At 65.3% G+C, this 11863-nt stretch carries 15 protein-coding genes; 2 read left to right on the top strand and 13 right to left on the bottom strand.

What is annotated here, in order from left to right; all coding sequences use genetic code 11:
- Positions 1–43: 43 nt before the first annotated feature.
- A complete protein-coding gene (dapE, locus tag ASD76_RS11990) occupies positions 44–1174 on the bottom strand; it encodes a succinyl-diaminopimelate desuccinylase (RefSeq protein WP_055923298.1) in 1131 nt (376 codons plus the stop codon).
- Positions 1175–1226: 52 nt separating this feature from the next.
- Here dapE and ASD76_RS11995 point away from each other — a divergent pair, with 52 nt between their 5' ends.
- Positions 1227–1688, top strand: a complete 462-nt coding sequence (locus ASD76_RS11995; RefSeq protein ID WP_055924210.1) for a cupin domain-containing protein — start codon at positions 1227–1229, stop codon at positions 1686–1688.
- Positions 1689–1694: 6 nt separating this feature from the next.
- Here the strand turns inward: ASD76_RS11995 and ASD76_RS12000 are convergent, their stop codons facing one another.
- The 10 genes from ASD76_RS12000 to ASD76_RS12035 all read right to left on the bottom strand — a co-directional run bounded on the left by ASD76_RS12000 (position 1695) and on the right by ASD76_RS12035 (position 9229).
- On the bottom strand, positions 1695–2354 hold the full coding sequence (locus ASD76_RS12000) for a glutathione S-transferase family protein (RefSeq protein ID WP_055923299.1): 660 nt from the start codon (positions 2352–2354) through the stop codon (positions 1695–1697).
- 77 nt (positions 2355–2431) lie between these two features.
- A complete protein-coding gene (locus ASD76_RS12005; RefSeq protein ID WP_055923300.1) occupies positions 2432–3436 on the bottom strand; it encodes a sensor histidine kinase in 1005 nt (334 codons plus the stop codon).
- A gap of 248 nt (positions 3437–3684) precedes the next feature.
- A complete protein-coding gene (locus ASD76_RS18340; protein WP_156457700.1) occupies positions 3685–3858 on the bottom strand; it encodes a hypothetical protein in 174 nt (57 codons plus the stop codon).
- A complete protein-coding gene (locus ASD76_RS12010; protein ID WP_055923301.1) occupies positions 3855–4874 on the bottom strand; it encodes an AraC family transcriptional regulator in 1020 nt (339 codons plus the stop codon). Before ASD76_RS12010 ends, ASD76_RS18340 begins: the two co-directional genes overlap by 4 nt.
- 227 nt (positions 4875–5101) lie before the next feature.
- A complete protein-coding gene (yihA, locus tag ASD76_RS12015; RefSeq protein WP_055923302.1) occupies positions 5102–5758 on the bottom strand; it encodes a ribosome biogenesis GTP-binding protein YihA/YsxC in 657 nt (218 codons plus the stop codon).
- A complete protein-coding gene (gene yidC, locus ASD76_RS12020) occupies positions 5755–7560 on the bottom strand; it encodes a membrane protein insertase YidC (RefSeq protein ID WP_055923303.1) in 1806 nt (601 codons plus the stop codon). The genes yihA and yidC overlap by 4 nt, the downstream gene beginning before the upstream one ends.
- Positions 7561–7594: 34 nt before the next feature.
- Complete coding sequence (gene yidD / locus ASD76_RS18005) at positions 7595–7804, bottom strand: membrane protein insertion efficiency factor YidD (protein ID WP_082553811.1); 210 nt, start codon at positions 7802–7804, stop codon at positions 7595–7597.
- Positions 7801–8175, bottom strand: a complete 375-nt coding sequence (gene rnpA / locus ASD76_RS12025; protein ID WP_055923304.1) for a ribonuclease P protein component — start codon at positions 8173–8175, stop codon at positions 7801–7803. Before rnpA ends, yidD begins: the two co-directional genes overlap by 4 nt.
- 132 nt (positions 8176–8307) lie before the next feature.
- Complete coding sequence (gene rpmH, locus ASD76_RS12030) at positions 8308–8442, bottom strand: 50S ribosomal protein L34 (RefSeq protein WP_055923305.1); 135 nt, start codon at positions 8440–8442, stop codon at positions 8308–8310.
- A gap of 64 nt (positions 8443–8506) precedes the next feature.
- A complete protein-coding gene (locus tag ASD76_RS12035) occupies positions 8507–9229 on the bottom strand; it encodes a hypothetical protein (protein WP_055923306.1) in 723 nt (240 codons plus the stop codon).
- Positions 9230–9405: 176 nt separating this feature from the next.
- Here ASD76_RS12035 and ASD76_RS12040 point away from each other — a divergent pair, with 176 nt between their 5' ends.
- Complete coding sequence (locus ASD76_RS12040; RefSeq protein WP_055923307.1) at positions 9406–10902, top strand: YifB family Mg chelatase-like AAA ATPase; 1497 nt, start codon at positions 9406–9408, stop codon at positions 10900–10902.
- A gap of 117 nt (positions 10903–11019) precedes the next feature.
- Here the strand turns inward: ASD76_RS12040 and ASD76_RS12045 are convergent, their stop codons facing one another.
- Both ASD76_RS12045 and ykgO read right to left on the bottom strand, forming a co-directional pair.
- Complete coding sequence (locus ASD76_RS12045) at positions 11020–11634, bottom strand: HAD family hydrolase (protein ID WP_055923308.1); 615 nt, start codon at positions 11632–11634, stop codon at positions 11020–11022.
- A gap of 72 nt (positions 11635–11706) precedes the next feature.
- Complete coding sequence (gene ykgO, locus ASD76_RS12050; RefSeq protein ID WP_033920696.1) at positions 11707–11832, bottom strand: type B 50S ribosomal protein L36; 126 nt, start codon at positions 11830–11832, stop codon at positions 11707–11709.
- Positions 11833–11863: the final 31 nt, after the last annotated feature.

Raw genomic sequence — 11863 nt, forward strand, 5'->3', positions numbered from 1 at the left:
GGTCCTCCCCTCCCGCGCGGGAGGGGCACTGATCTAAGGTTGACTAGGCGAAGGCCGCCAGGGCGATCCGACGATAGATCCGCACCAGGCATTCGAGGTCTTCAAGCGCCACCGCCTCGTCGCGCTTGTGCATGGTCGCGTTGGGCAGGCCGAACTCGATCACCGGGCACAGCGCGCGAAGGAACCGCGCGTCGGACGTGCCGCCGCTGGTGGAGGCTTCGGGCGCGATGCCGGTCTCGGCCGCGACTGCCGTGCTGACTATGTCGGAGAAGGCGCCTGGAGGCGTCAGGAACGGCTCGCCGGAGATAATCGGTCTGGCGGTGCCGCCATGCTTGCGGGCGATCTCTGTGACCTTCTGGGCCAATTCTGCGCCGGTATGGGTGTCGTTGAAGCGGATCGAGATGCGCGCCTTCGCCCGGGCCGGTATGACATTGGTGGCCGGGTTGCCGACTTCGAGTTCGGTGATCTCCAGGTTCGAGGGCTGGAACCACTCGGTCCCCTGGTCGAGATCGAGTGCGTCGAGCTCCGCCAGCATCGCCACCAGTCGCGGGATCGGGTTGTCGGCCAGGTGAGGATAGGCGACGTGGCCTTCGCTCCCTTCGACCTCCAGGTACACGTTGACCGAACCGCGCCGGCCGATCTTCATCATGTCGCCCAGGCGATTGACCGAAGTCGGCTCGCCGACCAGGCACAAGTCCGGAAGCTCTCCGCGCTCGCGCATCTGGTCGATCAGGGCGCGGGTGCCGTAGACAGCTGGCCCTTCCTCATCGCCTGTGATGATGAAGCTCAGCGTCCCGGCTTCCACCGGGACTTCCGCTGCCGCGGAGACCATCGCCGCGACTGCCCCCTTCATGTCGACCGCCCCGCGGCCATAGAGCAGCGCGCCGCGCCGTTCCGGAGTGAAGGCGCCGCTGGTCCAGCCTTCGCCTTCCGGGACCACGTCGACGTGGCCGGCAAAGGCGAGGTGGCGGCTTCCCTGAGGTCCGCGGCGGATCGCGAAGAGGTTCTCGACCGGGCCGTCCGGCGCTTCACCGGCGACGAAGCGGTGAACCTCGAACCCCAAGGGCGCGAGCATCGCCTCAAGCACGTCGAACACGCCCCCGCGGGCAGGGGTGACGCTCTTGCAGGCAATCAGCCGCTCGGCGTAGCTCACAACGTCGCTGGAATTTCCCATCGCTGGCGGGTTAGACGAGCGTCATGCCTCTTTCCAGCCGGAGATGAAGATCATGCCCAAGCTCGATCTCGACGCCATCCCGCAGTCGAACCGGACAGGCTATCCGGATCCCTACGATCGCGACGTCGAAGGCCGCTGGTGGCGCCGGCTGGCGCCTGCGGGTGGGCTGAACGAAATGGGCGCGAGCCATGTGGTGCTGAAGCCCGGCGCGTGGTCCTCGCAGCGCCACTGGCATGCCGAGGTCGACGAGTTGCTGGTGATGCTCTCGGGCGAGGCGGTGCTGGTCGAGGACGACGGAGAGACCGTGCTGCGGGCCGGAGATGTAGCGGCTTGGCCCAAGGGTGTGACCAACGGTCACTGCCTGCAGAACCGCACTGAGACCGACTGCAGCTTCGTGGCGATCAGCGCAGGCGACCCTGACAAGGATCGGGGCGACTACCCCGACATCGACTTGCGGTTCGAGCCCGGCGCCTACTTGCACAACGACGGGACGCCTTACCTGCCGAAAGGCTGACCGGCGTTACGCCACCTCGAACTGTTCAATGACCCACTGTTCGTCTTCGGCGCCCTGGATCCATTCCTGCATCCAGGAATGTTCCCAGATCGCCTCCATGTAGGCCTGGGCGAAGCCAGGAACGCCGATGCCGTAAGTGACCAGGCGAGTGACGATCGGGGCGTAGAAGATGTCTGCGGCGCCGAACGTGCCGAACAGGAACGGCCCGCCCTTGCCGAACCGCGCGCGAGCCTCTGCCCACAGGCCGAGGATGCGCACGATGTCATGACGGGCATCGTCGGTCAGCTCCAGCCCTTCGACGCGCTTGCGGATGTTCATCGGGCACTGCCGGCGGAACGCGAGGTAGGAGCTGTGCATTTCCGCCACCATCGCCCGCGCCATGCCACGCGCGGCATCGTCTTTCGGCCAGAAGCGGTCACGCCCGACTTTGTCGGCCAAGTATTCGAGGATGGCGAGCGAATCCCACACCACCACCTCGTTGTCCCACAGCACTGGCACTTTGCCGGCGGAGGGCTGAAATTCGTCGTCGGTGCGCTTGGTCGCCTGCCAGTCGTCGCCGTCGATATGGACGGTCAGCGATTCGAACGAGAGGCCCGACTGCTTGGCTGCAAGCCAGCCCCTAAGCGACCAGCTCGAGTAGTTCCTGTTACCGATGATTAGCTTCACGCTCGGCGCCCTGTCTGCCCGCTGCGCGCCCTAGGCGTTCATTCTTGGACTGTCGAGACTGAACCGACCGGCGCGGATCAGGTCCGCTGCACGCTGCCGATCACGGCCGTGCCCGGCGACAGGTTGCGCAGAATCACGCGACCGCCGAGTTCTGCCAGCCGAGCACGCATGCCCAGCAGGCCAACGCCCGGGGACACGTCGACCGGCATCCCCCGGCCATTGTCCGCCACGATCAGGTGGATCATCGACTGGCGCCCGATGAGTCTGACCGACAGCTGCGTGGCGTGGGCATGGCGGTGCACGTTCGACAGCGCTTCTTGCAGCACGCGATAGATTGCCACTCGGGCGTTCTGCCACTGCACGTCGGTTTCGCCTTCGACCTCGAACGTGGTGAGCAGGCCAGCCCGCCGGCCAAAGCCCTCGACCAGGGTCCGCATCGCTTCGGAAAGCTCCATCCGGCTGAGCTGAGGGGGATGCGCGAGATAGGCGATCGAGCGGAGTTCGCGCTGGGCATCGAACAGCAGTTCCTCGATGTCATCGACCAGCGCCAGGGATTCGCCCGGCAAGCGGGTGCGCTTCAACTGGCTGACCGCCAGTCCGAGCGCGGAAAGCTGCTGCATCGTGGAATCGTGAATCTCACGCCCCATCCGGCGGCGCTCTTCCTCCTGGGTGTGGATCAGCGAAGTACTGAAGCCCTGGCGCAGGCGGCGCAGCTGGACCAGCTCGGTCACGTCGATCCGGGTAACGGTGAAGTACTTGCGGCCGCCGATCTCCATGCTCGCGATGCGGATCTGGGTTTCCTGCCCGTCGCGCGGACCGCTGTAGACGTGCCGGTACATGCTCGGCCGGCCTTGCTCGAACTCCTTGATGGCGGCGACCACGGCGTCGGTCGCTCGCGACGCCTCTCGCTTTTCCTCGCTGAGCCGCTCGAGTTCCTGGAGGTAGTTGTGGCCTACCTGGAAGACTTCGAACCCATGAGCCGCGCAATAATCCGTCCAGGCGTCATTGCTGGCGATGATGTTCCAGCGAATATCGAGCAGGGCGATCTGGTCCGGCAGTCCGTTGACGAGCTTCTCGAACACATCGATCGGCGTCGAGGCGCCGGCGACGAGGGTAGCGATAACATCAGGTGATGCGAGGGTGTGACCGTCATCGTGGGACGTTCTGTGCCCAATGGCGTGGTCTTGAGCGTATCGAGAACCCACTCGTTTTCCCGAACTTAGCCTCGAAGGGCATTTGCCCAGCAATTCAAGAACGAGTCAACGCTGTTCACATTTCGCGCCGCCGCCGCGACCGGGAGTGAGTCTTCGCGGCATCAACCCTTCGGGGACTATTCCGAAGGCCCTGACTTCCGGTTCAGGCGCTCGCCCAGTTCCACTTGCTGCAGGAAATCACGCATCATTGCAGAGACTTCGCCCACTTCGCCAAGGCGCACGGCGTTGGGGTTGCCCGGCCAGCTAGCCCAGACCTCCCCGTCCCTCAGGCTGAAAATGACGCCGCTCACGGCCGCGTGCCTTCAAGGGCGGAGCGCAGTTTGGCGGCGCGCCAGGAATGTGGGGATGTGCCGAATTCGCGGGCAAACCAGCGGCTGAAGGAACTGAGGCTGGCATAGCCGGTCAACTCTGCCACCGCGGTGATCGATCGGGTGGAGTTGGTCAGATAGCGCTTGGCCAGCTCCCGCCGGGCCTCGTTGAGGAGCAGGGCGAAGCTCTGCCCTTCCTGTTCCAGGTTGCGCTGCAGGGCGCGGGAACTGATCCCGAAAGTGCTGGCGACCTGTTCGACGGTCGTCAGGCCCTTGGGCAGGAGCTGGATCATCAGGCGCTTGGTCCGCTCGCTGATGGGGGCATCCTCGGGCCCGAGCGGCACCAGCGCGAGCAGGCTCTCGGCATGGTGGGCCATTTCGGCATTGGCCATCGGCAAGGCGATGGCGAGCGAATCCGCCGGGCACGAAATGCCGTTGAAATTGCTTTCGAACTCCACCGGCACACGGAACAGTCGGCGCGCGATCGACAGGTCCGACGGCGCCTTGCGTTCGAGGTGGATCATCGAGGGAACCCAACGCCCGCCCGAGACGCAATGCAGGATCTTGGCCACGAACCCGAGAGAGTAGTCGAGCACCTGGGTCCGAGCATACTCCGGGATCAGTTCGACACGGATGATGCTGGTGCCGTCCTGCTCTTCCACGGCCATGTTGAGAACATCGTTGAGGTGGCGGCGATAGCGGGTCAGCGCGCCCAGCACTTGGCCGACGTTTTCCAGCCGCTCGAGCAGGAGCGAAAGCGGACCCAGGCTCGAGTAGGACCGAGCCTCGCCCATGAGCAGTCCGAAGCTATCGAACCCGGAACGCTCGGCCGACACTTCGAGCAGCTTGACGGCCGCGCCGGCGGAAATGCGCATCTCCGGGTCGTTCAACCCCGAGAGCTGCAGCCCAGCCTCGCGCAGCATCGCCGGGCCATCGAGGCCGACCTGGCCGGCTACCTGGGCGTAACACGCCAGCGAGGCCACACGAACCTGGTGCACTGTTTACCCTCCAAACGGCACCAAATTGCCGCGTCGACCCCTTTCATAACCGTAGCAAGGTAACGGGTTCTGGCTTTGCAGATGACGCCAAGAAGTTTCCATCTCGCCGGATTGTCACAATTCGCCGAATTTATCCGACAAGCGTCGACCCCGCTGACCCACCCTGGCGTGACAAGGGGCGTCAGCTATTTGTCACAAGGCGCCAGCCGGCGCCTGATGTCTTGGGTTCAGCCGAGCGCGTCGGCGAGAATCGCGGCGCGCAATTCCGGAATGCCCATGCCCTTTTCGGCGCTGGTCACGTGGATCACCGGATAGGCCGCAACATGCTTGCGCGCCTGGACTTCGACCTTGGCGAGGGTTTCGGCCAGTTCGCTGGCCTTGACCTTGTCCGCCTTGGTCAGGACCAGGCGATAGCCGACCGCGGCCTCGTCGAGCATCTTCATCATCTCTTCGTCGGGCGGCTTGATACCGTGGCGGCTGTCGATCAGCACCAAGGTACGCTGTAGCGCAGCCCGTCCGCGCAGGAAGTCGCGCACCAGGCGGCGCCAGCGTTCGACCACTTTCACCGGAGCCTTGGCAAAGCCATAGCCGGGCATGTCGACCAGCCGGAAGCGCGTCGGCTCCCCAACCTCGAAGAAGTTCAGTTCCTGCGTGCGGCCCGGCGTCACCGAAGCGCGGGCGATGGACTTGCGCCCGGTCACGGCGTTGATCAGTGAGCTCTTGCCGACATTCGAGCGGCCGGCAAAGGCCACCTCCGGCAAGTTGCCATCAGGCAGGAAGTCGAGCGAAGGCGCCGACTTGAGGAAGTCCACCCGGCCGGAAAACAGCCGGCGAGCTTCCTCGATCAGCGCTTCTTGCCCTTGCTCTTGCTCTTGATCGGTCACCCCTTGGCCTTGTCACGTTCGGAGGCGCGGGACTTGTCGGCAGCGTCCTTGTCCGCCTGCGCCTTGAGCTGTGGATGCTTCGAATAGAGGTACTTCTGCTGTCCCAACGTCAGGACGTTCGAGGTGATCCAGTAGATCAAAAGGCCCGCCGCGAACGGGGCCATGACGAACATCAGCACCCAGGGCATGATCATGAACATCTGCTGCTGGACCGGATCCATCGCCGCCGGGTTGAGCTTGAACTGCAGCCACATGGTGAAGCCGAGCAGCACCGCCAGCACGCCAATGGAGAGCAGGCTCGGCGGCGTGAACGGCAGCAGGCCGAACAGGTTCAGGATCATCGCCGGGTCCTGCGCCGAAAGGTCGTGGATCCACAGGATGAACGGCTTGTGCCGCATCTCGATCGCGATCAGCAGCGTCTTGTAGAGGGCGAAGAAGATCGGGATCTGCAGGAAGATCGGCAGGCATCCCGCAAGCGGGTTGACGCCTTCATCCTTGTAGAGCTTGCCCATCTCCTGCTGCAGGCGGACCTTGTCGTCCTTGTGCCGTTCCTGCAGCGCCTTGAGCTTCGGCTGCACGGCACGCATCTGCGCCATGCTGGCGAACTGCTTCTGCGCGACGGGGAACATCAGTCCGCGCACGATCACCGTCAGCAGCATGATGGCCACGCCGAAGTTACCGGTCACCGCGTAGATCTGCTTCAACAGCCAGAAGATCGGATACATCAGCCAGCGGAACCAGCCCCAGTCGATCGCCAGACCGAAGTTCTCGATCCCGCCCTTTTCGTAATGATTGAGGACTTCGCTTTCCTTGGCGCCTGCGAACAGGCGCGTCGTGCGAGTGGCCTGCGTGCCCGGAGTCAACGTGACGGGGTCATAGACAACGTCGGCGCGGAACAGTTCGTTGCCGAGCGCCTGGAAGCCGCTTTCAACGCGCGCGCCGTCTTCGGGAACCAGGACCGAAAGCCAGAAGATGTCGGTAAAGCCGAGCCAGGCCGGCTTGCCCGCCACTGGAACCCGCTTCAATTCACCGAGATCGACGCACCGCGAAACGAACGAAAAGCTGCTGCACCCACCGTAGCTGACCTTGAAGTTCACGCTTCCATCCGAAGCGCTGATCGGACCGGAGTGGAGATTGAAGCTGCTTTGGCTGGCCGTGCGGCTGGTGCGGTTGATGAAGGCATAGGGCCGCAGGGCGACGGTGCCGGCGCCGGTATTCGCCACGGTCTGTTCGACCGTCAGCATGTAGAATTCGTCGATCGTGAAGCGCTGCGTGAAGCGCTGGCCCTGGCCGTTGTCCCAGGTCAGCGTAACCGGCTTGCCGGGTGCCAGCGGTCCGCCCGACACCTGCCACACGGTCTGCGGGCCCGGAAGCGCAACGCCCTGGCCGATCCAGCCGAACTGCGCGAACTGCTGCGCCGGGGTGCCGTTGGGCGAGAACAGCCGCACTGGGCCGCTGTCCTTTTCGACCGTCTGGCGGTGCGCCGTGAGCGTGATGTCATCGACTCGCGCGCCGACCGGATTGATCGAGCCGGCGACCTTCGGCGCCTCGATCGCAACGCGGCCCGGCGTGGCGAGCACGGTCTTCAGATCCTTGACCTCTTCGGCCATTTCGATCGGATCCGTCAGACCACCTTCGCGGGTATGCTTGACCGCGGCGGGTTGAGTCGGCGCGTCGGCCTCGGCGGCAACTTGTGCGGTCGGTGCAGGCTGCGGATAGAGCCGACCCATGACCAGGTCGAAGCCGAGCAGCAGCGCCATGCACAGCACGACAGCGACAATAAGGTTACGCTGATTGTTCAAGATGCGATCCTAGATCCGATTACCGTGCCACTCGTCAGGGCACCGGGTCATAGCCGTGTCCCCCCCATGGGTGGCAGCGCATTAGACGCTTGGCGGCCATCCATCCACCCTTGATCGCGCCATGTCTTTCGACCGCCTCGATAGCGTACTGGCTGCACGAAGGTTGATAGCGGCACGAGGGCGGAAGGACCCGCGAGGGGCCGAGTTGCCAGGCCCTGGCGATGACGATCAGGACCTGCTTCATTTGCGCGACGGTCCTCTGCGGCGCGGCGGGTCACCCTTGCCCGCCGTGGCGCGGGACAGCGCAACTGCAAGCTCTTCGCGCAGCTTGGAAAAGTCGCGCTCGATCCCGCCTTCGCGGCCGATCAGAACGTGGTCGTGATCGGGCAATCCGTCTGCGGGCAGGGCCTCTCGCAGCAGCTCGCGGAAGCGGCGCTTCATGCGGTTGCGGACCACCGCATTGCCGATCTTCTTGGTGACCGTGATGCCGTAGCGCTTGCCCTGTCCGTTGTTCGCCAGGGCCAGGAGCACGAAGCCCGGACGCGCGACTCGCAGCCCGCGATTGGCGGCAACGAAGTCTGCCCGTTTGCGGATGATCTGGATGCCGGCGGTCATTGTGGCCGCATATCTAGGTGCTGATTCGGCGCGCCGCCAGATGGGCACAAACGCACAAACGCCCTCCGGACGAAATCCGAAGAGCGTCGAATGCGAACAATCCCGGCGATCCGCCGGGATCGAGCCCTATGCTCAGGCGCAGAGCTTCTTGCGGCCACGCTTGCGGCGGTTGGCCAGAACCTTGCGGCCACCAACGGTCGCCTTGCGGGCGAAAAAGCCATGCCGCCGGGCGCGGACGAGGTTGCTCGGCTGAAAAGTGCGCTTCATCGTCGTAAATCCTGAATCAACAAAAAGGGCCGCAGCTCAGGCGGCCTTGGTACGGGGCGGGCGGTTAGTGGAGAGGTGCGCCCAAGTCAAGGCGGCCGAGTTGCTGCGAGGATCGCACCAGCACCGGATCGCCCTTGATCCATTCGCGCATGACCGAGCCCGACATCCAGCGAGGGCTTTCATGCGGCGCCGAATTGGTCATCGCATAGAACGCCTTCGCTTGCGGCAGCGTCATGCCCATTTCACGGTAATAGGCCAGATATTTCGTGTGCTCCCACGAATCGGCCGGAACCTGGCCCGCCTCGCGCCCGCCTCTTTCGCGCCAGGCATGGACGGCAAACACCGCGCTGTCGGCGATCACCAGGTTGGTGCCGGCCAGCATCAGGTCGATCGCCCCCGAGCGGACCGAGCCGCCTGGGGGAACATAGACGCCAAGGCCCGCCAGCCGGATCAGCCGGCCGAGCGCCAGGTTGGCGCGGTCGTCGTAAGTGCCGGGGCATTCGATGAACACGAGCGTGTCGATCGCCGGGTAATCGCGCAGCATGGCGCGGAAGGCCGCCGGTGAGCGGGCGTCGGTGCTGCCGACCAGGGCAGCGGTACGCTTCTCCATCACCGCGAACGGACCGTAGCTGGCGATCGGGGTCCAGGCACTCGGGACAAAGCTGAGCACGGAGGTCTGCCCGCCAGCAGATGTCGCCTGCTGGGCGGTGGTGGCCGTCTGCGCTGCGGCGGGTGCCGCGAGCGACAAGGCACAGGGCAGTGCCAGGAGGCAAACAAGGCCACGCATCTCTCAAGCCCGGAACGACAGCGCGTTCCCGAGGCGTCGGTCGCTTATCCCGGACTCCACGGGGGTCCGACAATTGGGCCCAACCCGCGTCGGACGGGGGAATACCCATGAATTTGATCTGCGCTCGACACTTAGAACAACAGAGGTCTATCTAGCTGATTTGAAAGGATGTTCCCTTGGTCGCACTAGTATCGACGGTCGCCTACCTCGGCCTGGAGGCTCGCGAGGTAGAGGTGCAGTGCCAGGTCGCCCCCGGCATGCCGCGCTTCACCATCGTCGGGTTGCCCGACAAGGCCGTCGGGGAAAGTCGGGAACGGGTGCAGGCCGCGCTCGCTGCGATGGGCCTGTCGCTGCCGCCCAAGCGAATCACCATCAACCTCTCGCCAGCGGACCTGCCCAAGGAAGGGAGCCACTACGACCTACCCATCGCGCTCGCTCTGCTGGCCGCGATGGGCGTGACCGATGCCGAGCAACTGGCCGACTGGATCGCCGTCGGAGAACTGGCCCTAGATGGCCGCATCGTGCCATCGCCCGGCGTGCTGCTCGCCGCGCTCCATGCCAGCGAGAGGGAGCGGGGCCTGATCTGCCCCGCCGCTCAAGGCGCCGAAGCACGCTGGGCCAGCGGCATCCCCGTTGTCGCGGCGCCGGGGCTCGTCAGCCTGCTCAACCACCTCAAGGGCACGCAGCTGCTGTCTCAGCCCGAACCGGGCGAGGTCGAAGAGCCGGGCTTTGGCCCCGACCTCAGACAAGTCAAAGGGCAGGAGACCGCCAAGCGCGCGCTGGAGATCGCCGCTGCCGGTGGCCACAACCTCTTGATGAGCGGTCCGCCAGGCGCGGGGAAGAGCCTGCTGGCCTCGTGCCTCCCCGGCATCCTGCCCCAACTCGCTCCGGCCGAAGCGCTGGAGGTGAGCATGGTTGCCTCGGTCGCGGGCACGCTCGAAGGCGGTAAGATCAGCCGCACCCGTCCGTTCAGGGCGCCGCACCATTCGGCCTCGATGGCCGCGCTGACAGGCGGCGGCTTTAGGGTACGCCCCGGCGAGGTCAGCCTCGCCCACCTCGGAGTGCTGTTCCTCGACGAACTGCCCGAGTTCCAGCGCGCGGTGCTCGATTCGCTGCGCCAGCCGCTTGAGACCGGCAAGGTCGACGTCGCGCGTGCCAACGCCCACGTGACCTTTCCGGCGAGGGTACAACTGGTGGCGGCGATGAACCCTTGCCGCTGCGGCCACTTGGGCGACCCCGCCCTCGCCTGCAGCCGCGCGCCTCGCTGCGCCGCCGACTATCAGTCCAAGGTCTCAGGCCCGCTGCTCGACCGGATCGACCTACATGTGGAAGTTGAGGCCGTCAGCGCCGCCGACCTAGCCCTGCCCCCGCCTGCCGAGGGTTCAGCTGAGGTCGCGGCCCGGGTTGCCGCAGCTCGCAACCGACAGGCCCCGCGCGGGGTGCGTTCGAATGCGGAGCTCGAGGGTGATGCACTCGACCGGTACGCCTCCCCTGACGAAGCGGGCCGCAAGCTCCTGCTCCAAGCGGCGGACGCCATGCGCCTAACTGCGCGGGGCTACACGCGGATGCTGCGGGTGGCGCGGACCATTGCCGATCTGGGGGGTGCCGAACAGGTGGGGCGGATCCATGTGGCGGAGGCGCTCAGCTATCGCAGGCAGCCCCCTCGCGCCTGAGATCCAGACTTGCTTACACCTATGTAGGTATCTCGAGCGCCCAGCGAAAACTCCATCTCCCGGGCGCAGACTCGGCCCCCGCGCGACTCCCCCCTTTATGCGCGGGGGTCATTTGCTTCAGGCCAGGAATCCCCGTTCGACCAGTTCCGCTTCCAGTGAAGTGGCATCGGTGAACAAGTGCGCCTGCCATCCGCGCGCCTGGGCGGCGGCGACGTTGGCGGGGTTGTCGTCGGTGAAGAACAGCGCCTCTGGCGGAAGGCCGAATCGGGTCTCGGCGATCTCGTAGATTCGTGCATCGGGCTTCACGCAGCGCTCCTCGCCGGAAACCACCACGTCGAGGAAGGGGTCGAACACCGGCTGGGCGGGACGGAAGCGGGCCCAGAACTCGGCACCGAAATTGGTCAGCGCGAAGAGCGGGACGTTCCGCTCGGCCAGGCGCCGGACCAGTTCGTGCGTGCCGGGAATGGCGTGGGGCAGCGTTTCCATGAAACGCTCGGCATAGGCTTCGATCAGCGCCGTGTGTTGCGGGAACTCGGCGATGCGTTCGGGCAGCATCTCGGTCAACGGGCGCCCGCCGTCGCTTTGGAAGTGCCACGATTCGGTGATGACGTTGGCGAGGAACCAGTCGAGCTCCGCCGGATCGGCGATCAGCTTTTCGAACAGGTAGCGCAGGTTCCAGTCGAACAGGACCCGGCCGATGTCGAAGACAACGGCGTGCGGGACTTCAGGCATGCAAAAGGCCCCCGATTCCTCGGAGGCCCTGCAAGTCATCGCGGCCGCGAACGAATCGCGGCGCGGCAGACATCAACCCTGGCGCGCCTTGAAGCGGCGGTTGGTCTTGTTGATCACGTAGACCCGGCCGCGGCGGCGAATCACGCGGTTGTCGCGGTGGCGGCCCTTGAGCGACTTGAGGCTGTTGACGATCTTCATGGCTATTTTCCAAAAAAGTGCGGCACCGGAG

Origin of the sequence: Altererythrobacter sp. Root672 (genome assembly GCF_001427865.1) — a bacterium.
Classification (GTDB): domain Bacteria; phylum Pseudomonadota; class Alphaproteobacteria; order Sphingomonadales; family Sphingomonadaceae; genus Croceibacterium_A.

Coding starts and splice junctions, on each gene's coding strand:
- ASD76_RS12045 (WP_055923308.1), bottom strand. CDS start 11,634: ATGCCTGAAGTCCCGCACGCCGTTGTCTTCGACATCGGCCGGGTCCTG.
- ASD76_RS11995 (WP_055924210.1), top strand. CDS start 1,227: ATGCCCAAGCTCGATCTCGACGCCATCCCGCAGTCGAACCGGACAGGC.
- rpmH (WP_055923305.1), bottom strand. CDS start 8,442: ATGAAGCGCACTTTTCAGCCGAGCAACCTCGTCCGCGCCCGGCGGCAT.
- dapE (WP_055923298.1), bottom strand. CDS start 1,174: ATGGGAAATTCCAGCGACGTTGTGAGCTACGCCGAGCGGCTGATTGCC.
- rnpA (WP_055923304.1), bottom strand. CDS start 8,175: ATGACCGCCGGCATCCAGATCATCCGCAAACGGGCAGACTTCGTTGCC.
- yidD (WP_082553811.1), bottom strand. CDS start 7,804: ATGAAGCAGGTCCTGATCGTCATCGCCAGGGCCTGGCAACTCGGCCCC.
- ASD76_RS12035 (WP_055923306.1), bottom strand. CDS start 9,229: ATGCGTGGCCTTGTTTGCCTCCTGGCACTGCCCTGTGCCTTGTCGCTC.
- ykgO (WP_033920696.1), bottom strand. CDS start 11,832: ATGAAGATCGTCAACAGCCTCAAGTCGCTCAAGGGCCGCCACCGCGAC.